The following is a 23,526-nucleotide window of genomic DNA, read 5'->3' as shown; positions in this document are numbered from 1 at the left end:
CGCCTCCTCCGGGTGTCGCGTCGCCCGGCCCTGCACCGCCCCACCCGCCCCGCACCGCCCGTCATGAAAGCGCCGCCGATCATGTCTGTCCGCCCCCGCCGCCTCTCCCGCCGCAGGATCGTTTCGGCCGCCCTCGCGACCACCCTGGTCGGCGGTGCCTTCTCCGTGCTCCTCTCGGTGACGACGGCCAACCCGACGGCATCCGACGCGAAGGCGCCCTCGGCAGCGCCCCGGAAGACCCAGGCCCGGGCCATTCCCGGCCGGGCGCCGGACTCCCCCGTCTCCGTCCTGCAGGTCGTCGCGCACCCGGACGACGACCTGTTCTTCATGAACCCGGACATATCCCAGTCCCTGCACTCCGGCAGCCCCCTGACCGCCGTCTACCTCACGGCGGGCGAGTCCGACGGCGTCAACGCCCGCCCGCACGACGCCCCGGGCCTCACGCCCGACAAGGCGGGCTACGCGGAGGCCCGGCAGAACGGCATACGCGCCGCGTACGCCGAGATGGCGACCGGCAACCGGATCAGCGCCTGGGACCGGGAGGCGATACCCACGGCCGGCGGCGGGTGGGCCGAACTGGACACCCTGCGCGCCCGGCCGGAGATCAAGCTGGTGTGGCTGCAGCTCCGCGAGGCCGGTGCCATCAACGGCAACCGTCCGCACAGCCTCCACGGCCTCTGGGACGGCCGGATCACCGCACTCGAAGCACAGCGCTCCTCCGACACCCCGGTCGCCTCCGACTTCTCCTACACGAAGGAGCAGGTCGTCGACACGCTGACCGGGCTCCTGGAGCGCTTCCGGCCGACCTTCGTCCGGATGCAGGACCCGAGCCCCGGCCTCTACCAGAAGAGCATGAAGTTCCGGGACCACCAGGACCACATGTTCGGGGCGCGGTTCACGCAGGCCGCGCTCGCCCGGTACACGGAACTGCCCGGACACGCGCCCGTCGTCGTGCAGAACTACCTCGGCTATCCGACCGGCTACCTGCCGCACACCCTCGACCCCGCCGCGGCCGAGGCGAAGCTGAACGTCCTGAAGACGTACTCCTGGCTGGACGGCGTCCACGACTGCGAGACCGACGCGGGCTGCGGCGACCTCAAGGTGGCCGCCCGGCCCGGAGGCCGCGGCTGGACCCAGACCGTGCGGTACGCCCGGGGCACCTCCACCTCCTGGGTCCAGCGCGACCGGGACGGCGCACTGCACGCCTTCTCCGTCCTCGACGGGCGCCTCGCGGCCTGGCGGAAGCCCGCGGACGCCGTGGCCTGGCAGGGCCCGGTGCTGCTGCCCGGCGGCGGCCTCGACAGCGGCGTCACCTCCGTGACCCTGCCCGACGGGCGCATCGCCGTCTTCGGCATCCGTACGACCCTCGGCACCGACGCCGCCGCCTACCGGCGCGAGGTGGTCACCACCGTCCAGTCGGCGCCCGGCGGCGCGTTCGGCCCCTGGGAGACGCTCGGCACGCCCGAGCGCAGCGACGCCGACGGGACCTCCGACATCAGCGCGCCCACCGTGACGGTGGCCCCCGACGGCCGGGCCACCGTGATCGTGCGCGACAGCCGCCACCGGCTGACGGCCCGTGAGCAGCGGGCCGAGGGCGGGTGGGGCCCGTGGCGGTCCCTGGGCGGCACGGAGGTGCACGGCGACCCGGTGGCGGCGACGGACGCGAACGGCCGGGGATACGTCTTCGCCAGCACCCCGCGCACCGTCCTCGCCTGGGCCCAGCGGACCCCCGGCGGGCCGCTGACCGGACCGACGCCGACGGGGCTGCCGGCCACGACCCTCGCGCTGAGCGCGAGCCCGGCGCCGGACGGCGCGGGCGTCCGGCTCTGGTTCCGCAAGCCGGCCTCCGGCGACCTGCGGAGCGCCGACTTCTCCGGTACGGGCCCGGTCTCCCCGTTCACCGAGCTCTCCGGCACCGGCGTCGCCGGCTTCGGCCCGGTGAGCGGCGGCGACGGCCTGCTCGCGGTCCGGTCCCGCACCGGCTTCCTGGCGACGGCGCCGCACGGCCGGGCCGGGGCGCGGCCGGTGTGGACGCTGGAGAAGTTCCTGTTCTCCGGCGCGCCGGACGCCGGTACGGACGGGGTGGCGGCGATCGGCCTGGACGGCCGGCTGCACTGGACTCCGGCGGGCCGCTGACCGCGTTCGGGGTGCGTGGACCGGTCTCGTACGGGACCGTGGTGCCCATGAACATGACGCTGGAAGTCGTCGCGGTACCCGTCACCGACCTGGACCGGGCGAAGGAGTTCTACGGCGAGAAGTGCGGCTTCACGATCGACCTGGACAACGAGGTCGCGCCCGGCGTGCGCATCATCCAGGCGACGCCGCCCGGCTCGCGCTGCTCGATCGCCATGGTCGGCGGCATGCCGCAGATGCCCGGGACGAAGGAGACGGCCCCGGGCAGCCTGCACGGCCTTCAGCTGTGCGTCACCGACATCGAGGCGGCGCGGGCGGAGCTCGTCGGCCGGGGCGTCGACGTCTCACCCGTGATGCACGTCGGCGCGGCGGGCTGGGAGGACGGCAAGGGCGACACCTGGAACTCCTTCATGGCCTTCCAGGACCCGGACGGCAACGGCTGGGTGGTGCAGGAGGCACCGTCGGAGCTGTCGGAACGCTGAGCCCTGCCACGGCCTCGGCCGTCCAGTGCCCGGCGGCGCCGGGGCAGCCGGCGAGATAGGCGGCGACCTCGGCGTGCCGCCAGGCCCCGGCCCGGCCGAGCCCCGCCGCCAGATGCCGGAGGTACGGGGCGGAGGGCGCCCGCAGCCCGCCCTCGCCCGGCATCCGCCAGGGCGCGGTGAACGTCACCACCGGGACCCCGTCGAGGACCCCGGGACACACGAGCGTCTCGTACCGTCCGGTGCCGAGGACGCGGCGCCCGGTGACGAGGGCCTCGGCCAGGTCGAGGTCGCCGCCGGGCTCGCGGTACATCTCCTGGGCGGCGATGTCCGAGAACTGTCCGACCGTCAGCAGATGGGCGACGCCCCACGCGTCGCCGTCCGCCACCGGGTCGTAGAAGGCGCGGCCGCCGCCCCACACGGGCGAGTCGGTCGCGAAGTACACCCGCCCGGGCAGCACGAGCGGCACGGACCGCTCGGGCGGGCGCCGGTCCCGGCACCCGGGGAACTCCCGCCCGCCCCCGGGCGGGCAGCCGCCGTCGAGGTAGTACCGCAGGCGCTCGGCGTGCGTGTTGGCGCCGTAGGCGGCGTACCAGACACGGGGATCGGCTTCCGGCATGGGCCCAGACGCTAGCGCGGACGGAGCCGTACGGGCGTCAGAAACCCAGGTAGAAGTGGCGGAGCTTGTCGTCCTCCGCGACGCACCGCATCCCGGCGGCCTCCATCACCCGGTGCGAGGCCGGGTTGTCGAGGTCGGCATCGCCCTTCACCCCGGCGGCGCCGGCCCTCCTGGCCACCTCAAGGAGCGCCCGCAGCGCCTCGGAGGCGTACCCCTTGCCCCGTACCGCGGGCACGAGTCCGTACCCGACGGTCGCGACGCCGATCTCGTCCGGCGGCCCGTGGAAGCCGATCCCGCCGACCGCGACGCCGTCGAGCCGTATCTCGTAGGTCCGGTACGGCCCCGGATCGCCCCGCTCGGCGAGCCCGCGCAGCAGCCCGGTGTTCGCGCGGACGTCGCCGTCCCCGGGGTACCCCTCCCCCCAGAGGTCCTCCGGCCCGGGTTCCCGGGCGACGACGCGCTCGGCCTCGGCGGCGGTCAGCGGGTGCAGGACGAGCCGCGCCGTGGCGACTGATTCGATCTTCACCGCGGCAGTCTGAACCGCCCCCGGCGACCCGGGCAACGGGATTACCGCCGTGCCGCCCAGCGCCGCAGCCGCGCCGTGTTGCTCCGCTTGCGCGCCCGCACCCCGGCGGTCTCCCCCGAGAGCGTCGTGAACACCGTGACCGGCGTCCACCGGCGCCGGCCCCCGGGCGAGGTCCAGCGCACGGCGGGGAGGTCGGTGACGCCGGTGACGGCCGCGCGCGGTATCACCCGCGTCCACACGTACCCGCGGACCACGAGCCGCTCCGCCTCGCACCGGACGCCCGCGCGGTATCCGCGCACGGCGAGCGTCCCGAAGGCCAGGAGGGCGACCACCGCGGCCGCCTGCTGCCACCCGGTCCCGGCCTCCACCCCGTACTGGATGCAGCCGAGACCGGGCGCGACACCGAGCGCCGTGTTGGCCACCCGGTTGGCGAACGTGGGTACCAGAACGTCCACGGCTCCTACAGCACCGGCAGGTTCTTGCGGAGCTCGAAGGCGGTGACCTCGGAGCGGTACTCCTCCCACTCCTGCTTCTTGTTGCGCAGGAAGAAGTCGAAGACGTGCTCGCCGAGCGTCTCCGCCACCAGCTCGCTCTTCTCCATCAGGGCGATCGCCTCTCCCAGGTTCTGCGGGAGCGGCTCGATGCCCATCGCGCGGCGCTCCGCGTCGGAGAGCGCCCACACGTCGTCGTCGGCGCCGGCCGGGAGTTCGTAGCCCTCCTCGATGCCCTTGAGACCGGCGGCCAGGAGCACCGCGTAGGTCAGGTAGGGGTTGGCACCCGAGTCGATGGAGCGGACCTCGACGCGCGAGGAGCCCGTCTTGCCCGGCTTGTACATGGGGACGCGGATGAGGGCGGAGCGGTTGTTGTGGCCCCAGCAGATGTACGAGGGGGCCTCGCCGCCCGAGCCGGCCGTGCGCGAGGAGCCGCCCCAGATGCGCTTGTACGAGTTGACCCACTGGTTGGTGACGGCGGAGGTCTCGCCCGCGTGCCGCAGGAGGCCCGCGATGAAGGACCGGCCCACCTTCGACAGCTGGTACTCGGCGCCCGACTCGTAGAACGCGTTCCGGTCGCCCTCGAAGAGGGAGAGGTGGGTGTGCATGCCCGAGCCCGGGTAGTCCGAGAACGGCTTCGGCATGAACGTGGCCTGCACGCCCTGCTCCAGGGCCACCTGCTTCATGACCAGGCGGAACGTCATGATGTTGTCCGCCGTGGACAGGGCGTCGGCGTAGCGGAGGTCGATCTCCTGCTGGCCCGGCGCGCCCTCGTGGTGGGAGAACTCCACCGAGATGCCCATCGATTCGAGCATGGTGATGGCCTGGCGGCGGAAGTCCATGCCGACGTTCTGCGGGGTGTGGTCGAAGTAGCCCGAGTTGTCGGCCGGGGTGGGCCGGGTGCCGTCGAGCGGCTTGTCCTTCAGGAGGAAGAACTCGATCTCGGGGTGGGTGTAGAAGGTGAAGCCGAGGTCGGAGGTCTTGGCGAGGGCGCGCTTCAGGACATAGCGCGGGTCGGCGAAGGACGGCGAGCCGTCGGGCATGAGGATGTCGCAGAACATCCGGGCCGTGCCCGGGGCCTCGGCGCGCCACGGCAGGATCTGGAAGGTGCCCGGGTCCGGCTTGGCGATCATGTCCGACTCGTAGACGCGGGCGAAGCCCTCGATCGCGGAGCCGTCGAAGCCGATGCCCTCGTCGAAGGCCTGCTCCAGCTCGGCGGGCGCCACGGCCACCGACTTCAGGAAGCCCAGCACATCGGTGAACCACAGGCGTACGAAGCGGATGTCGCGCTCCTCGAGCGTACGGAGCACAAATTCCTGCTGCTTGTCCATTTCCACACCCATCCTCGCTGGTCAGGCCGCCTGCTCCCACCGCCTCCGGTACATCGGGGGGCACCTGAGCATCCCACCACATGGTTTCGCGCACGTTGCACACCCATACTGCCTGCTCGGGTGTGACTCAGGTAACGGGGGAACGGCCGGAACGGGGTGGTTGTTCGTCCGTCCGGCGGCCGCCCGCCGCTACCGAGTGGTACCCCGTTCGGCCCACAGTCGCCTCTCGCCCACTACGATCTGCGCCCATGGGGGCCCCACGGCTCGTACGCCCGTCCCGGCACGCGCGTCCCATGGCACTGGCGAGTGCCGTGGCGACGCTCCTCGCCGCGCTCTTCCTCTGTCTGGGGACGGGGCCGGACGGGGAACGGGCCCACCACCAGGAGGGTCCGGTGGCCGCGGCCGCCACGGCCGCCACCGGCGCGTACGTCTGCCCGTACGACCGCGGCGGCTGCTCCCTCTTCCCGTCCCTCTCCCCCGCGGTGCTCAGCGCGCCCCCGCTCGACCCGCCGCTCCACGCGGAGGGCGGGCCGCCGCGTCTCGCGCCGCCCTCCGGTGACGGGCCGGCGCGCCGTTCGGACGCCCGGCCGCGCGCGCCGGACCTGCACGTCCTTCAAGTTCTCCGGACGTAGCGGCAGCGGGCGCCCCGCCCCAGGCGGGCCCCGCCCCCGCGTGTCCACCCCCGAACTCCACCCCACTCCTGCAGAAGGACGACATCACCATGGCCGCCAACCGCTCCGCCACCGCCACCAACGACCGCCGCGCCCGAATAGAGGCCGCGCGGCGCGCCGAGCAGGCCCGCGAGCGCCGCAACCGCCTCCTCACCATCGGCATCTCGTCCGTCGTCGTGCTGAGCCTCGTCGGCTTCGGCACCTTCATGCTGATGAAGGCCTCCGACAAGAAGGCGGAGGAGGAGGCCGCCGCCAAGGCCCCCATCGCGGCGGAGAAGACCTGGGACCCGAAGAAGCTCGGCCGCAACCACGTCACGACGGCCGTGAAGTACGACATGAAGCCGCCGGTCGGCGGTGACCACAACCCGGTCTGGATGAACTGCGACGGTGTGGTCTACGACAAGAAGATCGCCGACGTGAACGCCGTGCACTCGCTGGAGCACGGGGCCGTCTGGGTGACGTACAACAAGCAGGCCTCCCAGGCCGACGTGAAGAAGCTGGCCGACAAGGTCGGCAAGACGAAGTACTCGCTGATGAGCCCGGTGGACGACCAGGCCGGGGCGATCATGCTGTCCGCCTGGGGCAAGCAGGTGACCGTGGACAACGCGGACGACCCGCGCGTCGACGCGTTCTTCACGAAGTACGTGCAGGGTCCGCAGACCCCGGAGCCGGGTGCCGCCTGCACGGGCGGGATCGGCGCGGACGGTCAGGGCGGTACGGGGATGGGCCAGTGAGGCTCAACCGTACGCAGGGGGCGGCGGTGACCGCGGTCGCCCTCGCCATGCTGTTCGCCGGGGGCGCGGTCACCGTCGCCTCCGCCGACCGTGACGAGGCCCCGCGCACCCCGGTGTCCTCGTCCGCGGACGCCGGCTTCGCCCGGGACATGGCCGTCCATCACCAGCAGGCCGTCGAGATGTCGTTCATCGTCCGGGACCGGACGAAGGACGAGGAGGTCCGGCGGCTCGCGTACGACATCGCCAACACGCAGGCCAACCAGCGGGGCATGATGCTCGGCTGGCTCGACCTGTGGGGGCTGCCCAAGAACGAGTCCGGTGTCGAGCCGATGGCCTGGATGGGCATGGGCGGCTCGGGCGACACGGGCGACCTGGACGGGGCGCTGATGCCGGGCATGGCGACCAACGCGCAGCTCGACGAGCTGAGGAAGGCCGGCGGCCGGGAGGCCGAGGTCCTGTACCTGAAGCTCATGACCGCGCACCACAGGGGCGGGGTCCACATGGCCGAGGGCTGTGTCCAGAAGTGCGGCGTGGAGATCGAGCGGAACCTGGCGCAGGGCATGGTCGACGCGCAGCGCTCCGAGATGGCGCTGATGGCGGACATGCTGAAGAAGCGCGGGGCCTGAGGCCCCTGTCCGTAAGGCCTACGGCCCCCGTGACCGGCTGCGGTCGCGGGGGCCGGGTCGTCCGCCGACAATGGGTGGGCTCGGGGAGTTCGTACGACACGTTCGACGAAAGGTACGCACCCCATGACCACGGCGAAGGACATCATGCACACCGGGGCCCAGTGGATCCCGGCACACGAGACGCTCGACCGCGCAGCTCAGCTGATGCGCAACCTGAACGTGGGCGCGCTGCCCATCGCCGACGAGAACGAACGGCTCTGCGGCATCATCACGGACCGTGACATCGTGGTCGGCTGTGTGGCGATGGGCCACGACCCGTCGAAGATCACCTGTGGCGAGATGGCGCAGGGCACTCCGCGCTGGGTCGAGTCGAACGCGGACGTGGGCGCCGTCCTGGAGGAGATGCAGAGCCACCAGATCCGGCGGCTTCCCGTCATCGAGGACAAGCGGCTCGTCGGCATGATCAGCGAGGCCGATCTGGCCCAGCATCTGTCGGACGAGCAGATCAAGGCGTTCTGTATGAGCGTCTACTCCGCTTCCGCTTCCTGACCGGTACGCAGGATTGCCCGGGCCACCGCGTCCGGGCGGTCCGGCATGACCAGAAGGCCCGACGGCTCGGCCGCCTCGTAGCGGGCGCCGAGCCGCCGGGCCGGCGCGCGCCGGCGCCGACGGCCAGGTGGTGGGCCACGCCCCCGCTCCGTACCGCCGAGGGAGACTGCCAGGACGGCGAGCCAGGCCCTGGTGCCGGCGAGGCCGGTCAGGGCGCCCGCCAGGACCAGGAGGCCGGCCGTGAGGTCGGTGGCGCGGAAGAGGCCGCCGAGGGGCTGGTCGGCACCCCCTACGTCCGGACCGGGTCGAACGTCAGGGCGCGGCCGAAGGTTCCCGGTGGTCGGGGTGGACCCAGCCGGGCTTGCGGTACTTGAGGAGGGCGGCCGGGATGGCGAGGCCGAGGAGCAGCAGGCCGCCGCCGACGATGAGGAGGTAGCGCCAGAGCGGCTGGTTGCCGAACTGGTCGGGCGGGACGAAGCCGATGACGAGCGCGGCGACGGAGGCGACGAAGCCGATGCCGGCGACCCAGGCGACGGCGGGGACGCGGAAGCCTCGCTCGACGTCCGGCTGGGTCCTGCGGAGCTTGACGACCGCGACGAACATCAGCAGGTAGGCGATGAGGTAGATCTGCACGGTGATGACGGAGAACATCCAGTAGGCGCTGGAGACGTCGTCGCTGAAGGCGTAGAGGATGCCGATCAGGGTGGTGATGACGCCCTGCGCGATCATGATGTTCTGCGGGGCGCCGTCCTTGTTGAACTTCTGCAGCGAGGGCGGCAGATAGCCCTCCTGCCGGGAGAGCAGGACGAGGCCCTTGGCGGGTCCGGCGAGCCAGGTGAGCATGCCGCCGAGGGCGGCGCAGACCAGCATGATGCCAACGACCTTGGTCATCCAGCCGATGGAGAAGTGGTCGAAGAAGGCCTGGAAGGCCTGCATCAGACCGGCGGTGAGGCTGAGCTGCTCCGCGGGCATGACCCAGGCGATGGCGAGGGCCGGAAGGATGAAGATCAGCAGCACGAGGCCGGTCGCCAGGAACATCGACTTCGGGTACTCGCGCTTGGGCTCGCGCAGCGAGGAGACGTGGACGCCGTTCATCTCCATGCCCGCGTAGGACAGGAAGTTGTTGACGATGAGGACCAGGCTCGCGAGTCCGGTCCACGGCGGGAGCCAGTGGTCGGCGCTCATGGGCTGGGCGGAGGGGTTGCCCTGGCCGAGGAAGACGATGCCGAGGACGACCAGGAGCACGCCGGGGATGAGGGTGCCGACGATCAGGCCGAAGGAGGAGAGGCCGGCGATGGTCTTCGTGCCGCGCGAGGAGATCCAGACCCCGGACCAGTAGATGACGATGATGACGATCGCGACGTAGAGCCCGTTCTCCGCGAGGGAGGGGTCGATGACGTACGCGAAGGTCGAGGCGACGTACGCGAGCAGGCTCGGGTAGTACGCGATGGTCATGGCGAACTGGCACCAGACGGCGAGGAAGCCGAGGGGCTTGCCGAGGGCCTCGCTGACCCAGCGGTAGATGCCGCCGGACCAGCCGGAGGCGAGTTCGGCGCCGACGAGGGCGGTGGGGAGCAGGAAGACGAGGGCGGGGAGCAGGTAGAGGAAGATCGCGGCGAGTCCGTAGATGGCCATGGACGGCGAGGGCCGCAGGCTGGCGACGGACGCGGTGGTCATGAAGGCGAGCGTCAGCCAGGAGATGAACTGGCGCTTCGTGCCGTCGTCCTGGGGGGCCGCCGTGTCGGTCGCGGCGGGCCGTGCCGACTCTGCCGGTTCGTCAGTGGTCGTCATGGGGCCATGATCAGCGGGGCGCGGCCGCCCCGCATGTCGACGGAGCGGGACTCGCCCCCGCCGATCCCAGGACATAGCGTCGGTCTGACGATTACACTGGGCGGGTGCCTCAACTACGCCTCGCACTGAATCAGATCGACTCGACCGTCGGAGACATCGCCGGGAACGCCGAGGCGATCGTGCACTGGACCCGGCACGCCGCCGGGCAGGGCGCGCATCTCGTCGCGTTCCCCGAGATGGCGCTGACCGGATATCCCGTGGAGGACCTCGCGCTGCGCTCCTCCTTCGTCGAGGCGTCCCGGACGGCCCTGCGCGGGCTCGCCCGGCGCCTCGCGGACGAGGGGTTCGGCGGGCTGCCGGTCGTCGTCGGCTACCTCGACCGCTCCGAGCGGGCCGTGCCGCGCCTCGGCCGGCCCGCCGGCTCCCCGGAGAACGCCGCCGCCGTCCTGTACGGCGGCGAGGTGGTGCTGCGCTTCGCCAAGCACCACCTGCCGAACTACGGCGTCTTCGACGAGTACCGCTACTTCGTGCAGGGCGACACCCTGCCCGTCGTCCGCGTCCACGGCATCGACGTGGCCCTGGCGATCTGCGAGGACCTCTGGCAGGAGGGCGGCCGGGTGCCGGCGGCGCGCAGCGCCCACGCCGGGCTGCTCCTGTCGGTCAACGCCTCGCCGTACGAGCGGAACAAGGACGACACCCGGCTCGAACTGGTCCGCAAGCGGGCCCAGGAGGCCGGCTGCGTCACCGCCTATCTGGCGATGACGGGCGGCCAGGACGAGCTGGTCTTCGACGGCGACTCGATCGTCGTGGACGCCGCCGGCGAAGTGATCGCGCGCGCCCCGCAGTTCGTCGAGGGCAGCGTGATCCTCGACCTGGAGCTGCCGGCGGCCGAGAAGGACGCGCCCGAGGGCCTGGTGGACGACGGGCTGCGGATCGACCGGGTGGTGCTCTCCGAGGAGCCGCTGCCCGCGTACGAGCCGGAGCTGACGGGCGGTTACGCGCACCGGCTCGACGACGACGAGGAGGTGTACTCGGCGCTGGTCATCGGGCTGCGGGCGTACGTCGCGAAGAACGGTTTCCGCTCGGTGCTGGTCGGCCTGTCCGGCGGCATCGACTCGGCGCTCGTCGCGTCGATCGCCTGCGACGCGCTCGGCGCGGACCACGTGTACGGCGTGTCGATGCCCTCGAAGTACTCCTCCGACCACTCGCGCGGCGACGCCGCCGAACTGGCCCGCCGCACCGGGCTGCACTTCCGCACGGTGTCGATCGAGCCGATGTTCGACGCGTACATGGGCGCGCTCGGGCTCACCGGGCTCGCCGAGGAGAACCTCCAGTCGCGGCTGCGCGGCACGATGCTGATGGCGCTCTCCAACCAGGAGGGCCACATCGTCCTCGCGCCCGGCAACAAGTCGGAGCTGGCGGTGGGCTATTCGACGCTGTACGGCGACTCCGTCGGCGCGTTCGGACCCATCAAGGACGTCTACAAGTCGGACGTCTTCCGCCTCGCGCGCTGGCGGAACCGGGCGGCCGAGGACCGCGGCCAGACCCCGCCGATCCCGGAGAGCTCGATCACCAAGCCGCCCAGCGCCGAGCTGCGCCCGGGCCAGGTCGACACGGACTCGCTGCCGGACTACGAGGTCCTCGACGCGGTCCTCGCGCTGTACGTGGACCGGGACCAGGGCCGGGACGCCATCGTGGCGGCCGGCTTCGACGAGGAGCTCGTGGCGCGGACGCTGCGGATGGTGGACACGGCGGAGTACAAGCGGCGCCAGTACCCGCCGGGCACCAAGATCTCGGCGAAGGGCTTCGGCAAGGACCGGCGGCTGCCGATCACGAACGGCTGGCGGGAGACGACGACCGGCTGACCGTCGGCTCCTCCGCCGTGAGGGGGCCTGCCGCCACGACGCGGGAGGCCCCCTCCCCCGTACCCCGGTCGAGCAGGCCCGCCACGGCCGCGATCACCAGTCCGACGGCGGTGAGGCCCGCGCCGACGAGGGCCGGCGAGGTCCAGCCCCAGCCGGCGGCGACGGCGGCCCCGCCGGCCCAGGCGCCGCCCGCGTTGGCGAGGTTGAACGCGGAGTGGTTGGAGGCGGACGCGAGGGTCGGGGCGTCCTTCGCCTTGTTCATGACGAGCATCTGGAGCGGGGTGGTCGTCAGGAAGCCGACCGCGCCGAGCACCACCACCGTGACCAGGGCGAGCCAGGGCACGTGGACGGTGAAGCGGAACGCGACCAGGGCGAGGACGAGGGCCGCGAGCGAGCCGTACAGCGTCGGGCGCAGCGCCCGGTCGGTCAGCGGGCCCGCGGCGAGCGCCCCGCCGGTCATGCCGAGGCCGAAGAGTCCGAGGACGATCGTCACCGTGGAGTCGCCGAAGCCCATCACCTCGGTGGTCATCGAGGCCAGGTACGAGTAGACGGCGAAGACGCCCGCGAAGCCGAAGACGGCCGTGAGCAGCCCGAGCAGCACCTGCGGGCGGCGCAGGGCGCGCAGCTCCCCGGCGAGGCCCTGCCGCCCGTCCACCGGCACGTACGGCACGAGGCGGGCGAGCGCGGCCATCGCGAGCAGGCCGATCGCGGAGACCACGAGGAAGGTGGCGCGCCAGCCGAGGTGCTGGCCGAGCAGGGTCGCGGCCGGTACGCCGATGATGTTGGCGACGGTGAGGCCGAGGAACATCGTGGCGACCGCCCGCGCCTGCCGGTCCTCGCGCACCAGCCGGGCGGCGACGACCGCGCCGAGGCCGAAGAACGCGCCGTGCGGGAGCCCGGCGAGGACCCGGCCCGCGACCAGCCAGCCGAAGCCGGGGGCGAGGGCGGAGGCGAGGTTGCCGACCGTGAACAGGGCCATCAGCAGGAGCAGCATCCGCTTGCGCGGGACGCGGGAGCCGAGGGCCGTGAGGAGCGGGGCGCCGACGACCACGCCGATCGCGTACGCCGAGACGAGGTACCCGGCGGTCGGGACGGAGGTGCCGAGGTCGTCGGCGACCTGCGGGAGCAGGCCCATCATCACGAATTCGGTGGTGCCGATGCCGAAGGCGGAGACGGCGAGCGCGAGCAGCGCCAGGGGCATGGGTGGAGCCTTTCCTGGAATTAGTTCTTCGACGAAACAAATCGTCTCAGACGTTTTCTTCCCGGCGGCTTCCGGAGGATGAAGGGGAGGTTTCGGAACTCCGGGTCAGAGCTTCACGCGGGCGGCGATCGGCAGGTGGTCGCTGTTCGTCTCCGGCAGCGCCCAGGAGGACATCGGCTCCACGCCCTTGACCATGATCTGGTCGATGCGGGCCATCGGGAACGAGGCCGGCCAGCTGAAGCCGAAGCCGTCGCCCGCCGCGCCCTGGGTGGAGCGCAGCTGCGAGGTGACGGCGTTGAGCGCGCGGTCGTTCATGGTGCCGTTGAGGTCGCCGAGGAGCACGATCCGCTCGTGCCGGTCCTTGGAGATGGCCTCGCCGAGCGCGTTGGCGCTGTTGTCGCGCTGGTTGGCGGTGAAGCCGGCGTTCATCTTGACCCGTACCGAGGGCAGGTGGGCGACGTACACGGCCACCTCGCCCTTCGGGGTCACGACGGAGGCGCGCATGGCGCGGGTCCAGCCCATGTGGATGTCGACGGGCTGCGCGGCGCGCAGCGGCAGCTTGCTCCACAGCCCGACCGTGCCCTGGACCGAGTGGTACGGGTAGGTCTCGGCGAGGCCCTTCTCGTACACCGGGACCATGTCGCCCTTCAGCTCCTCCAGGGCGAGCACGTCGGCGCCGGAGGCGGCCAGCGCGCGGGCGGTGCCCTCGGGGTCGGGGTTGTCGGCGTTCACGTTGTGGGTGGCGACGGTCAGGTCGCCGCCCGGGGCCGACTTGTCGGCGACGAGACCGCCGAAGAGGTTGAGCCACACCACGGCCGGAAGCAGCAGGGCGATCAGCGCGGTGGCCGAGCGGCGCACGAGGGCGAGCACGAGCAGGAGCGGCACGAACAGGCCGAGCCAGGGCAGGAAGGTCTCGGTGAGGCTGCCCAGGTTGCCGACCCGGTTCGGGATGTCCGAGTGGAACACCATGAGCAGCGTGAGCGCCACCGCCGTCACGGCGAGCAGGATGCCCCGGCGCCAGATGCCCCGGTCGTGGCGGAGCCCGTCGAGCGCGGTCCGGAACCGGGACCGGGGACGCCCGCTCCCCGCGCCGCCGTGGTCGGTATCCGTCATGTCCACCCGCGCCATCGCACTGTCCTCACTGCCTTGCTGCCTTGCCGCACTGCTGTCCCGCTCCGTGACCCGACGTCGACACTAGGCGATGACGGGTCAGTCGTACTCCCCCAGGGACGACATGGGCGCGTGGCGGGTTCCTGCAGGTGGCGCGCGGCGGGGAGGCTGTGACAGAACGCGCACATTCGTACGGATCGGGGCGGTGTGCTGTCAGGGCCGGGGGCGCAGGCCCTCCATGATGGCGTCGACCACCCGCTCGGCGAGGCCGGGGTCCAGGGAGGCGCCGGGACGGATGACGGTACGGAGGAGCAGCGGGCCGGTGAAGAGGTCGTTGACGAACTCGACGTCCAGGTCGTCGCGGATCTCCCCCAGCTCCATGCCGCGCCGCACGGTGTCGAGGCCGAGGCGGCGGCGCGGTTCGATGACGGTGTTCTGATAGGCCTCCCACAGCTTGGGATAGGCCTGCATCTGCGAGAACACGTTGTGGAGCAGCGCGGAGGAACGCTTGGCGAGGCCGCGCTGCCGCAGCATCTCCAGGAGCATCACGAGGTCGTCCCGGACGGAGGTGCCTTTGAGGGCCTGGTCCTGGGGCTCCACGGAGCGGAGCACCTCGACGAAGAGCTCCTCCTTGCCGGGCCAGCGGCGGTAGATCGTCGCCTTGCCGACGCCGGCGGTGCGGGCGATCCGCTCGATGGACAGCTCGGTGAGCGGGACGCCCTCTTCCAGGAGCCCGACCACGGCGTCGAAGATCGCCTGCTCGACGGCCTCGGACCGGGGGCGGCCCCGCCGTGCGCCCTCGGGGGTGGGTGCGGGTTCGGGGTTCCCGCTGTCCTGCAGGGACACGTACGCTCCGCCTCTCGTCCGGGTACTACCTCGTCCCCCTGATTCTCTCCCGCCGGACCGCCCCGTTGTGGGCATGCGTTCCGCCGGGGCGATGGGGGTCCCCCCTGCTCGAGCGAAGCCGAGAGCTTGGGGGAGGGTGGGCACAACGGAACGGCGCCCTTGCCGGCGCCAGAGGCTCACGCGCCTGGACCCGCACCACCAGCTCGGTGCACGGGGTGCGGGTCAGGGCGCGGAACGCGGAGGCGCCGCGAGCGGGCGCCGTCCCGTGTGCCCACCCGTCCCGCCCTGCGGGACGATTGCCCACACGGGCGCGGGCCTGGGCTAGCCCGCGCGGGTCGAGGCGTGGGGCTGGGGCGTCGGGGCCTCGTCCGGGGCCGGCGGGGCCGACGCCCGGCCCGGGAGGAAGATCGCGACGACCGCCGCCCCCGCGAGGCCGATCGCCGCCGACGCCACCGCCGTGACGTGCATCGCGTCCAGGAACGCCGTGTACGCCGGGGCGACCAGCCCCTTGCCCGCCGGGCCGAGCTTCTCCGCGATCGCGAGCGTCGCCTCGATCGACTCGCCCGCCGTGTCGCGCAGGGCCGCCGGCACGTTGCCCAGGTGTCCCTCGATCTCGCCCCGGTACGTGGAGGAGAGCACCGAGCCGAGGACGGCCACGCCCAGCGCGCCGCCGACCTGCCGGAAGGTGTTGTTGATCGCGGAGCCGGAGCCCGCCTTCTCGCGGGGCAGCGCCTGCATGATCGCGACGGTGACCGGCGGCATGATGTGCGCCATGCCCGCGCCCTGGAGGAAGAAGACGACCTCCAGGACCCAGACGGGGGTGTCGGCCTCGAAGAAGGCGAAGGCCGCCAGGCCCGCGGCGACCAGCAGCATGCCGGCGGTGCAGACCGCCCTCGCGCCGAAGCGTTCGACGACGAGCCGCGCCCGGGGCGCGAAGACCATCTGCGCGACGGCGAGCGGCAGGATGAGCAGCCCGGACTCCAGCGCGCTGTAGCCGCGGACGCTCTGCAGGTAGAAGGCGGAGAAGAAGGTCACGCCCATGAGGGCGAAGAAGACGAGCGCGATCGCGGCGACGGCCGCGGAGAACGCCGGCTTCCTGAAGTACGACATGTCGATGGCCGGGTGGTCGCTGCGCCGCTCGTGGAGGACGAAGACGACGAGGACCGCGAGGCCGCCGAGGACGGGCGCGAGGACGGTGACGTCGGTGAAGCTGGCCAGTTCGCCGCCGCGGATGATCCCGTACACGAGGAGGACGAGTCCGACGACGGAGAGCAGCACGCCGGGTATGTCGACGCGGCCGGGGTTCGGGTCCCGGGAGTCGGGCACGAGCCACAGCATCAGGGCGAGGGCGAGGATCACCACGGGCACGTTGATGAGGAAGATCGAGCCCCACCAGAAGTGTTCGAGGAGGATGCCGCCGGTGATGGGGCCGACGGCGATGGCGAGGCCGACGCTGCCGGCCCAGATGCCGATGGCCTTGGGCTGCTCGTCGCGCTCGAAGACGTTCATGAGGACGGCGAGCGTCGCGGGCATGACGAAGGCGGCGCCGAGGCCCATGACGGCCCGGTAGGCGATGAGTTCGCCCGGGGAGCCGGAGAGGGCGGCGAGGGCGGAGCCGATGCCGAAGACGGTGATGCCGAAGAGGAGGACCTTCTTGCGGCCGAGGCGGTCGCCGAGGAGGCCGGACGTGAAGAGGAGTCCGGCGAAGACGAGCGTGTAGGAGTTGATGGACCACTCCAGCTCGCTCTGGGTGGCGCCGATGCCGGTGGGCGCGGGGGCCGCGATCGTCTTGACGGCGACGTTGAGGATCGAGTTGTCCAGGACGACGATCAGCAGGCTGAGCATGAGGACGCCGAGGACGGCCCAGCGGCGCCGGTGGACGGCCTCGGGGACGCGGGGCCCGGCGGGTACGACGGGTGCGGTGGATGACATGAGCACCACCCTAGGGCAATTTCGATACGAGACCGTCTCGTATCGAAAATACGGGGAAAGTCTTTACGTTGCGGGCGTGTGAACGGCGGTGTGAACAGCGCCACTCCGGCCCACTTCCCCGCCCGCCCGGCGAAGTGCCACCATGGATGTGGTCCGGGGACGCCACAGGGCGCCTCGAGATGACACAGAGGAGCCGTTCACCATGACGCTTCAGGCTGCCCAGAAACCGCCCGCCGACAGCAGCAAGGCGCTGTACGGAGGGAAGGGCACCCGCCGCATCACCGTCCACGACATCGCCGCCGCCAAGGTCCGCGGCGAGAAGTGGCCCATGCTCACCGCCTACGACGCGATGACCGCCTCCGTCTTCGACGAGGCCGGCATCCCAGTGATCCTCGTCGGCGACTCGATGGGCAACTGTCACCTCGGCTACGACACCACCGTGCCCGTCACGATGGACGAGATGACCCTGCTCTCCGCCGCCGTCGTCCGGGGCACCAAGCGCGCCCTCGTCGTCGGCGACCTGCCGTTCGGCTCGTACCAGGAAGGGCCCGTCCAGGCCCTGCGCAACGCCACCCGGCTGGTCAAGGACGCCGGCGTCGGAGCGATCAAGCTGGAGGGCGGCGAGCGCTCGCTGCCGCAGACCGAGCTCCTCGTCCAGGCCGGCATCCCCGTCATGTCCCACCTGGGACTCACCCCGCAGTCCGTCAACACCATGGGCTACCGCGTGCAGGGCCGCTCCGACGAGGCCGCCCACCGGCTCCTCAGCGACGCCAAGGCGGCGCAGGACGCGGGCGCCTTCGCCGTCGTCCTGGAGCTCGTCCCGGCCGAGCTGGCCGCCGAGGTCACCCGCTCCCTGCACATCCCGACCATCGGCATCGGGGCCGGCGCCGCCACCGACGCACAGGTCCTCGTCTGGACCGACATGGCCGGCCTGACCGGCGGCAAGGTGCCGCGCTTCACCAAGCAGTACGCCAACCTCCGCGAGACGCTCGGCGACGCCGCCCGCGCCTTCGCCGAGGACGTCAGCGGCGGATCGTTCCCCGCCGAGGAGCACACCTTCCACTGATCCCCCGCGGACCCGCGTGGAAGCGGCCTACAGGCCACCGACAGCCCCGCCGACCGATGTCGGCGGGGCTGTCGGTCGTCTGTAGGGGGATTGTCGGTGGGCCCCTGTTCCATGGTGGACATGACGCGATCACACACCAACGCCGTCGAGGTCCGGGGCCTCGTGAAGCACTTCGGCGCGACGAAGGCCCTCGACGGGGTCGACCTCGACGTCCGCGAAGGCACCGTCCTCGGGGTCCTCGGGCCCAACGGCGCCGGGAAGACCACCCTCGTCCGCTGCCTGTCCACCCTCCTCGTCCCGGACGCCGGGACCGCCACCGTCGCCGGGTACGACGTGGTGAAGCACCCCCGCCAGCTGCGCCGCACCATCGGCCTCACCGGTCAGTACGCCTCGGTCGACGAGAAGCTGTCCGGCTGGGAGAACCTCTACATGATCGGGCGGCTGCTCGACCTCTCCCGCGCCGACGCCCGCCGCCGCGCCGACGAGATGCTGGAGCGCTTCTCCCTCACCGACGCCGCCAAGCGCCCGGCCATGAACTACTCCGGCGGCATGCGGCGCCGACTCGACCTCGCCGCCTCGATGATCGGGCAGCCCGCCGTCCTCTACCTGGACGAGCCGACCACCGGCCTCGACCCCCGCACCCGCAACGAGGTGTGGGACGAGGTGCAGCGCATGGTCTCCGAAGGCGCGACCGTCCTGCTCACCACCCAGTACATGGAGGAGGCGGAGCAGCTCGCGAACGAGCTGACCGTCATCGACAAGGGCAGGGTCATCGCCAAGGGCGGAGTCGACGAGCTCAAGGCGAAGGTCGGCGGCCGGACCCTGAAGGTCCGCCCCGTGGACCCGGGCCAGCTGCCCGCCATGGCCGCCGCGCTCCGCGAGACCGGTCTGGACGGCGTCGCCGGCTCGACCGTCGTCCCCGACGAGGGCGTGCTGTACGTGCCGATCCTCGCCGACGAGCAGCTGACGGCCGTCGTGGGCCTGCTCGGCGCGCGCGGCTTCGGCATCGCCCACATCGGCACCCATCTGCCCAGCCTGGACGAGGTGTTCCTCGCGATCACCGGCCAGAAGACCGCCGACGCCGGACTTTCCGACGCGATCACCGAGGAGGTCGCCGCGTGAGCACGACCACTGTCACCAAGTCCCCCGCCGAGACCCGCGGTCCGGGTCCGGCCGCCGCGCGCACCGCGCCCGTCGCCGAGGGCCGGATCGGCCTGCGGGCCAATCTCCGCCACATCGGCGCCCTGGCCCGGCGCAACGCCCTCCAGATCAAGCAGGACCCGGAGTCGATGTTCGACGCCGTGATGATGCCGATCATCTTCATCCTGCTGTTCGTGTACGTCTTCGGCGGCGCGATCGCCGGCAAGGGCAACAACGACGCGTACGTGAACTACGTGACGCCCGGCCTGATGGCGATGATGGGCATGAACATCGCGATGGCCGTCGGCGTCGGCATCAACGACGACTTCAAGAAGGGGGTCATGGACCGGTTCCGGACGATGCCGATCGCCCGGTCCTCCGTCCTCATCGCGAAGATCGTCGTCGAGGTCGGCCGCATGCTGATCGCCACCGCGATCCTGCTCGGCATGGGCTTCCTGCTCGGCCTGGAGATCCACACCTCGGTCCTCCACCTCCTCGCCGCCATCGGCCTGTCGATGGTCTTCGGAGCCTCCCTCATGTGGATCTTCATCCTGCTCGGCCTCAGCCTCAAGACGGCCCAGGCCGTCCAGGGCATGGCCATGCTCGTCCTGATGCCCCTCCAGTTCGGTTCCTCGATCTTCGCCCCGCCGACCTCGATGCCCGGCTGGCTGGAGACCTTCACCGACTACAACCCCCTGTCCAACCTCGCCGACGCCGCCCGCAACCTCATCAACGGCGGTCCGGTCGCCCACTCGGTGTGGATGACCCTCGGCTGGGCGGCGCTGATCACCGTCGTGACGGCACCGCTCGCGGTCGCCAAGTTCCGCAAGAAGACCTGAGTCCCGACCGGGGGATCATGACTCGGCGCGCTCACTGATCGCGTCGGCGGCGCGACCGAGCAGGGCGGCGGCCTCCTCCAAGGAGAGGCCGCCGCCTTCCGCGTACCCCGCCTCGAACTCCCCGTCCGCGAGCGCGGACCGGGCCAGTTCCGTCGCCCGCGCCCGGTTCTCCCGCTCCAACGGCGGCGGCAGATGACCGGGCGGCAGCAGACCCTCGTACGCGCCGAGGAGCACGGCGGCCGTACGGGCCGGAGGACCGCCGAGCCCGGCGAGCGCCCAGGCCGCGCTGATCAGATGGACCGCCGGCATCTGCGGGGCGACCATCAGCGACAGGGAGCCGAGGGAGCGCTCGTACGCCTGCCGGGCCAGCCCGAACGCCGGGCCGTAGCCCTCTTCGAGGTTGAACACCCAGGCCAGGCTGCCCAGCGTGAAGCCCTCGAAGATGGAGAAGGTCTCCGAGCTGAACTCCTTCAGCAGCCGCTCCAGATGCACCCGGGCCTCGGCCGTCCGACCGGTCCGGCCGAGCAGCAGCGCCAGGAAGATCCGGGCCGCCAGCATCGGCTCGTGGCCCCAGCCGTGCTCGCCCTCCACCACCTCCCGCAGGATCCGCTCCGCCTCCTCACGGCGGCCGGTCTCGATCAGCATGTCGGCGTACCGGGCCCGCAGCAGCGCCATCTGGGACTGGGCGCCGATCCGCTCCGCGTACGCGATCGCGTCGGCGTAGTCCTGGGCGGCGCCCTCGAACTCGAGACGCCGCTCCCTGGCCTCGGCCCGCGAGGCCAGCGCCTCCGCCGCGCCCCAGGCGTCCCCGAGGCGGACGAAGATGCCCAGGCTCTCCTCGGCGTCGGCGCTCGCCCGCTCGGCCAGGTCGGCCCGGTTGGCGAGCATGTTGGCGCGCAGCTGCAGGGCGTTGGCGAGCTCCCAGTCGTAGCCGTAGCGGCGGCAGGCGCCCACGTGCGCCTCCAGGGCCTCGCCCATCCGGCCCGGCTCGCCGATGAGGAGGACGGCGAACACCGCGAAGGAGCCGGGCAGCCGGCAGGTCTGCGGGAGCCCCGGCGGGTAGACCTCGTTGATCCGCCGCAGCCGCTCCACCCCCGCGGGCGTGGTCCAGCGGCCCGTCTCGTGGTCCATGTTGAGCAGCTCGATCAGCCGCACCCCGCGCCGGGCCTCCCAGCGCTGCTCCTCGGAGAGCGGCGGTGGCGCGGCGGTGCACGGCTCGTGCAGCGGTACGACGGGGGCGGCGGGCGTCCCGAACGGGTCGGGGCCGAGCGCGACGACGGCCTCGGCCCAGTGGAGGGCGTCGCCGCGCAGGTCGCGCATCTGCCAGTACCAGAGCAGCGAGTGGACGATGACCAGCGCCTCGTCCTCCTCGCGTGCGTCGACGGCCCGGCGCAGGGCGGTGCGGATGTTCCCGTACTCGGTGCCGAGGCGGGCGACGGCCGCGGCCTGGCCCGAGCCGCGCAGCTCCGGGTCGGTACGGCGGGCGAGTTCGCGGTAGTACGTGAGGTGCCGGCGCTCGGCGTCGGTCCGCTCCCCCGCCTCGTCGAGCCGCTCGCCGGCGTACTCGGCGACGGTCTCCAGGAGCCGGTAGCGCATGCCGGTCCCGCCGGGCGCGGCGACGACGAGGGACTTGTCGACGAGCGCCCCGAGCACGTCGAGCACGGCCGTCGCCTCGCCCTCGCACACCGCCTCGGCCGCCTCCAGGTCGCAGCCGCCCGTGAAGACGGCGAGCCGGCGCAGGACGGCCCGCTCGGCCTCGTCCAGGAGGTCCCAGGACCAGTCGACGACCGCCCGCAGGGTCTGCTGCCGGGGCAGTACGGTCCGGGCGCCCGAGGTCAGGAGGCGGAAGCGGTCGTCGAGCCGGTCCGCGATCTGGCGCAGGGTCAGCATCCGCAGCCGGGCCGCCGCCAGTTCGATCGCCAGCGGCAGGCCGTCGAGGCGCCGCACCACCTCGCCCGCGGCGACCGGGTCGTCCTCGACGCGGAAACCCGGGCGGACCGCCGCGCCCCGCTCGCCGAGCAGCCGCAGCGCCATGCCCTCCGGCAGCGGGCCCAGCGGCCGGATCGCCTCGCCCGGGACGCCCAGCGGCTCCCGGCTCGTGGCGAGCACCCGGAGCTCCGGGCAGCGGGCGAGGAGGGTCTCGGCGAGTTCGGCGGCCGCGGCGACGAGGTGCTCGCAGTTGTCGAGGAGGAGCAGCATCCGCCGCCCCGCGCAGTGCTCGACGAGCCGGGCGAGCGGGTCGCCGCCGCCGCGCAGCTCCTCGGCTCCGGCGCCGCGCAGCACGGTCTCGCGGGCGCCGACGGCCGCGAGGACCGCCTCGGGGACGGCCTCCGGGTCCCGTACGGGCGCGAGCTCCGCCACCCACACGCCGTCCGGCCAGTCACCGCCGCCGCGCTCGGCCGCCTCCTGCGACAGCCGGGTCTTCCCCGCCCCGCCGGGCCCGAGCAGCGTCACCAGGCGCGCGCGGCGCAGGTCGTCCCGGACGAGGGCGATCTCCTCCTCGCGGCCGACGAAACTGGTGAGCCGGGCGCGCAGGTTGCCGCGTGCGGGGGCCGCGGGGGCCGGTTCGGGGACGAGGAGCTCGGCGTGGAGGGCGCGCAGGCCGGGTGACGGATCCGTCCCGAGGCGGGTGGCGAGGGCGCGGCGGACCGACTCGTACGCGGCGAGCGCCTCGGCCGCCCGGCCGGTGTCCCGCAGGGCGCGGATCCGGAGGGCCTGGAGCGGCTCGTCCAGCGGGTGGGCCTCGCAGAGCGCGGTGAGCTCCGGGAGCACGTCGGGCGCGTCGCCGAGGGCGAGGGCCGCGGTGAGCCGGGCCCGGCGGGCGTCGAGCCGGCGGGCCTCCCAGCGGGCGGCCTCCGCGTCCCGGTCCGGCAGATCGGCCAGCGCGGGGCCCCGCCACAGCCCGAGGGCCTCGTCCAGGAGGGCGGCGGCGCGGGCGGGGTCGGACGCGGCCATGCCTTCCGCGGCGAGGCGCTCGAAACGGCGGGCGTCGACGTCCTCGGGCCGGGCGTCGAGCCGGTAGCCGCCCTCCACGGACACCACCCGGTCCCGCCCGAGGGCCCTGCGGAGCCGGCCGACGAGGGCCTGGAGCGCGGCGGGCGCGTCGGCGGGCGGCTCGTCGCCGTGCCACACCTCGTCGACGAGGTCGGCCACGGGGACGGTCCGGCCGGCCCGCAGGGCGAGGACGGTGAGCAGCGCGCGGAGCCGGGGGCCGCCTACGGGGAGGTCGGTGCCGCCGGGCTCACGAACGCGGGTCGAACCGAGCACGAAGTAACGCACGCCCCCATTCTCCGCGAGCCCGCGCGCGCCGCGCCCACCTGGGCCTGCGCCCCGCCCCTTGTGGGCCGACGCCCCGCCGTTGTGGGCAATCGTTCCGCTGGGGCGGAACGGGTGGGCACAACGGAACGGCGCCCCAGCCGGGCCTAGGCGTTCCGCGCCTGAACCCGCACCGGATGTGCGCCGCGCAAGGTGGTGCGGGTCAGGGCGCGGAACGCGGAGGCGCCGCGAGAGGGCGCCGTCCCGTGTGCCCACCCGTCCCGCCCTGCGGGACGATTGCCCACACGGCGGCGGGGCGCCG

At 72.7% G+C, this 23,526-nt stretch carries 20 protein-coding genes; 10 read left to right on the top strand and 10 right to left on the bottom strand.

Going from position 1 to position 23,526, the window contains the following annotated elements:
* Positions 1-81: 81 nt before the first annotated feature.
* A complete protein-coding gene (locus ACWGN5_RS35685; RefSeq protein WP_453522567.1) occupies positions 82-2,136 on the top strand; it encodes a PIG-L family deacetylase in 2,055 nt (684 codons plus the stop codon).
* Positions 2,137-2,183: 47 nt separating this feature from the next.
* A complete protein-coding gene (locus ACWGN5_RS35680; RefSeq protein WP_453522566.1) occupies positions 2,184-2,615 on the top strand; it encodes a VOC family protein in 432 nt (143 codons plus the stop codon).
* Here ACWGN5_RS35680 and ACWGN5_RS35675 read toward each other — a convergent pair.
* Genes ACWGN5_RS35675 through ACWGN5_RS35660 form a run of 4 tightly spaced genes read right to left on the bottom strand, consistent with a single transcriptional unit; the run spans position 2,542 to position 5,579 of the window.
* On the bottom strand, positions 2,542-3,231 hold the full coding sequence (locus tag ACWGN5_RS35675; RefSeq protein WP_453522565.1) for a histone deacetylase: 690 nt from the start codon (positions 3,229-3,231) through the stop codon (positions 2,542-2,544). The two genes, ACWGN5_RS35680 and ACWGN5_RS35675, sit on opposite strands and share 74 nt — an antisense overlap.
* Before the next feature lie 37 nt (positions 3,232-3,268).
* Positions 3,269-3,757: a GNAT family N-acetyltransferase gene (locus ACWGN5_RS35670; protein WP_453522564.1), complete on the bottom strand. Its 489-nt coding sequence runs from the start codon at positions 3,755-3,757 to the stop codon at positions 3,269-3,271.
* A gap of 41 nt (positions 3,758-3,798) precedes the next feature.
* Positions 3,799-4,212 (bottom strand): hypothetical protein, encoded by a 414-nt coding sequence (locus ACWGN5_RS35665; protein ID WP_453522563.1) that lies wholly within the window; start codon positions 4,210-4,212, stop codon positions 3,799-3,801.
* 5 nt (positions 4,213-4,217) lie between these two features.
* A complete protein-coding gene (locus ACWGN5_RS35660) occupies positions 4,218-5,579 on the bottom strand; it encodes a glutamine synthetase family protein (RefSeq protein ID WP_041128921.1) in 1,362 nt (453 codons plus the stop codon).
* A gap of 293 nt (positions 5,580-5,872) precedes the next feature.
* On the opposite strand from ACWGN5_RS35660, the gene ACWGN5_RS35655 reads away from it, so the two are divergent.
* From ACWGN5_RS35655 to ACWGN5_RS35640, 4 genes are all read left to right on the top strand, one after another.
* The gene (locus tag ACWGN5_RS35655; RefSeq protein ID WP_453522562.1) at positions 5,873-6,211 is read left to right on the top strand and encodes a hypothetical protein; all 339 of its coding nucleotides are present in this window, start codon (positions 5,873-5,875) and stop codon (positions 6,209-6,211) included.
* Positions 6,212-6,300: 89 nt separating this feature from the next.
* Positions 6,301-6,984, top strand: coding sequence for a DUF3105 domain-containing protein (locus ACWGN5_RS35650; RefSeq protein ID WP_453522561.1), 684 nt, complete (start codon positions 6,301-6,303; stop codon positions 6,982-6,984).
* Between the two features lie 47 nt (positions 6,985-7,031).
* Positions 7,032-7,610 (top strand): DUF305 domain-containing protein, encoded by a 579-nt coding sequence (locus ACWGN5_RS35645; RefSeq protein WP_453522574.1) that lies wholly within the window; start codon positions 7,032-7,034, stop codon positions 7,608-7,610.
* 123 nt (positions 7,611-7,733) lie between these two features.
* The gene (locus ACWGN5_RS35640; protein ID WP_453522560.1) at positions 7,734-8,159 is read left to right on the top strand and encodes a CBS domain-containing protein; all 426 of its coding nucleotides are present in this window, start codon (positions 7,734-7,736) and stop codon (positions 8,157-8,159) included.
* Between the two features lie 312 nt (positions 8,160-8,471).
* Here ACWGN5_RS35640 and ACWGN5_RS35635 read toward each other — a convergent pair whose 3' ends face one another.
* Positions 8,472-9,950, bottom strand: a complete 1,479-nt coding sequence (locus ACWGN5_RS35635; protein WP_453522559.1) for an APC family permease — start codon at positions 9,948-9,950, stop codon at positions 8,472-8,474.
* A 104-nt stretch (positions 9,951-10,054) separates the two neighbouring features.
* On the opposite strand from ACWGN5_RS35635, the gene ACWGN5_RS35630 reads away from it, so the two are divergent.
* Complete coding sequence (locus tag ACWGN5_RS35630; RefSeq protein WP_453522558.1) at positions 10,055-11,815, top strand: NAD+ synthase; 1,761 nt, start codon at positions 10,055-10,057, stop codon at positions 11,813-11,815.
* Here the strand turns inward: ACWGN5_RS35630 and ACWGN5_RS35625 are convergent.
* The 4 genes from ACWGN5_RS35625 to ACWGN5_RS35610 form a co-directional block, all read right to left on the bottom strand.
* Entirely contained in the window at positions 11,781-13,016 is a 1,236-nt protein-coding gene (locus ACWGN5_RS35625; RefSeq protein WP_453522557.1) for an MFS transporter, read from the bottom strand. The genes ACWGN5_RS35630 and ACWGN5_RS35625 overlap by 35 nt on opposite strands.
* Positions 13,017-13,121: 105 nt before the next feature.
* Complete coding sequence (locus ACWGN5_RS35620) at positions 13,122-14,129, bottom strand: endonuclease/exonuclease/phosphatase family protein (RefSeq protein WP_453522556.1); 1,008 nt, start codon at positions 14,127-14,129, stop codon at positions 13,122-13,124.
* A gap of 210 nt (positions 14,130-14,339) precedes the next feature.
* Complete coding sequence (locus ACWGN5_RS35615; protein ID WP_453522555.1) at positions 14,340-14,972, bottom strand: TetR/AcrR family transcriptional regulator; 633 nt, start codon at positions 14,970-14,972, stop codon at positions 14,340-14,342.
* 321 nt (positions 14,973-15,293) lie between these two features.
* A complete protein-coding gene (locus ACWGN5_RS35610; RefSeq protein WP_453522554.1) occupies positions 15,294-16,904 on the bottom strand; it encodes a DHA2 family efflux MFS transporter permease subunit in 1,611 nt (536 codons plus the stop codon).
* Between the two features lie 202 nt (positions 16,905-17,106).
* Here ACWGN5_RS35610 and panB point away from each other — a divergent pair, with 202 nt between their 5' ends.
* The 3 genes from panB (at position 17,107) to ACWGN5_RS35595 (ending at position 19,949) form a co-directional block, all read left to right on the top strand.
* Complete coding sequence (panB, locus tag ACWGN5_RS35605; RefSeq protein ID WP_453522553.1) at positions 17,107-17,970, top strand: 3-methyl-2-oxobutanoate hydroxymethyltransferase; 864 nt, start codon at positions 17,107-17,109, stop codon at positions 17,968-17,970.
* A 111-nt stretch (positions 17,971-18,081) separates the two neighbouring features.
* Entirely contained in the window at positions 18,082-19,092 is a 1,011-nt protein-coding gene (locus tag ACWGN5_RS35600; RefSeq protein ID WP_453522552.1) for an ATP-binding cassette domain-containing protein, read from the top strand.
* Positions 19,089-19,949 carry an ABC transporter permease gene (locus ACWGN5_RS35595; protein WP_453522551.1) on the top strand — a complete coding sequence of 287 codons (861 nt, stop codon included), beginning with the start codon at positions 19,089-19,091 and terminating at the stop codon, positions 19,947-19,949. Before ACWGN5_RS35600 ends, ACWGN5_RS35595 begins: the two co-directional genes overlap by 4 nt.
* Positions 19,950-19,964: 15 nt before the next feature.
* Here ACWGN5_RS35595 and ACWGN5_RS35590 read toward each other — a convergent pair whose 3' ends face one another.
* Positions 19,965-23,228 carry a BTAD domain-containing putative transcriptional regulator gene (locus tag ACWGN5_RS35590; protein ID WP_453522550.1) on the bottom strand — a complete coding sequence of 1,088 codons (3,264 nt, stop codon included), beginning with the start codon at positions 23,226-23,228 and terminating at the stop codon, positions 19,965-19,967.
* Positions 23,229-23,526 lie beyond the last annotated feature (298 nt).

The organism is Streptomyces sp. NPDC055815, assembly GCF_053616475.1.
This window is presented reverse-complemented; position numbering and strand designations above follow the sequence as displayed.

What these genes read in the sequence shown, in the direction of transcription:
- ACWGN5_RS35685 (WP_453522567.1), top strand. Translation starts at nt 82, where the DNA reads ATGTCTGTCCGCCCCCGCCGCCTCTCCCGCCGCAGGATCGTTTCGGCC.
- ACWGN5_RS35680 (WP_453522566.1), top strand. Translation starts at nt 2,184, where the DNA reads ATGAACATGACGCTGGAAGTCGTCGCGGTACCCGTCACCGACCTGGAC.
- ACWGN5_RS35675 (WP_453522565.1), bottom strand. Translation starts at nt 3,231, where the DNA reads ATGCCGGAAGCCGATCCCCGTGTCTGGTACGCCGCCTACGGCGCCAAC.
- ACWGN5_RS35660 (WP_041128921.1), bottom strand. Translation starts at nt 5,579, where the DNA reads ATGGACAAGCAGCAGGAATTTGTGCTCCGTACGCTCGAGGAGCGCGAC.
- ACWGN5_RS35655 (WP_453522562.1), top strand. Translation starts at nt 5,873, where the DNA reads ATGGCACTGGCGAGTGCCGTGGCGACGCTCCTCGCCGCGCTCTTCCTC.
- ACWGN5_RS35650 (WP_453522561.1), top strand. Translation starts at nt 6,301, where the DNA reads ATGGCCGCCAACCGCTCCGCCACCGCCACCAACGACCGCCGCGCCCGA.
- ACWGN5_RS35645 (WP_453522574.1), top strand. Translation starts at nt 7,032, where the DNA reads ATGCTGTTCGCCGGGGGCGCGGTCACCGTCGCCTCCGCCGACCGTGAC.
- ACWGN5_RS35640 (WP_453522560.1), top strand. Translation starts at nt 7,734, where the DNA reads ATGACCACGGCGAAGGACATCATGCACACCGGGGCCCAGTGGATCCCG.
- ACWGN5_RS35635 (WP_453522559.1), bottom strand. Translation starts at nt 9,950, where the DNA reads ATGACGACCACTGACGAACCGGCAGAGTCGGCACGGCCCGCCGCGACC.
- ACWGN5_RS35625 (WP_453522557.1), bottom strand. Translation starts at nt 13,016, where the DNA reads ATGCCCCTGGCGCTGCTCGCGCTCGCCGTCTCCGCCTTCGGCATCGGC.
- ACWGN5_RS35620 (WP_453522556.1), bottom strand. Translation starts at nt 14,129, where the DNA reads ATGACGGATACCGACCACGGCGGCGCGGGGAGCGGGCGTCCCCGGTCC.
- ACWGN5_RS35610 (WP_453522554.1), bottom strand. Translation starts at nt 16,904, where the DNA reads ATGTCATCCACCGCACCCGTCGTACCCGCCGGGCCCCGCGTCCCCGAG.
- panB (WP_453522553.1), top strand. Translation starts at nt 17,107, where the DNA reads ATGACGCTTCAGGCTGCCCAGAAACCGCCCGCCGACAGCAGCAAGGCG.
- ACWGN5_RS35600 (WP_453522552.1), top strand. Translation starts at nt 18,082, where the DNA reads ATGGTGGACATGACGCGATCACACACCAACGCCGTCGAGGTCCGGGGC.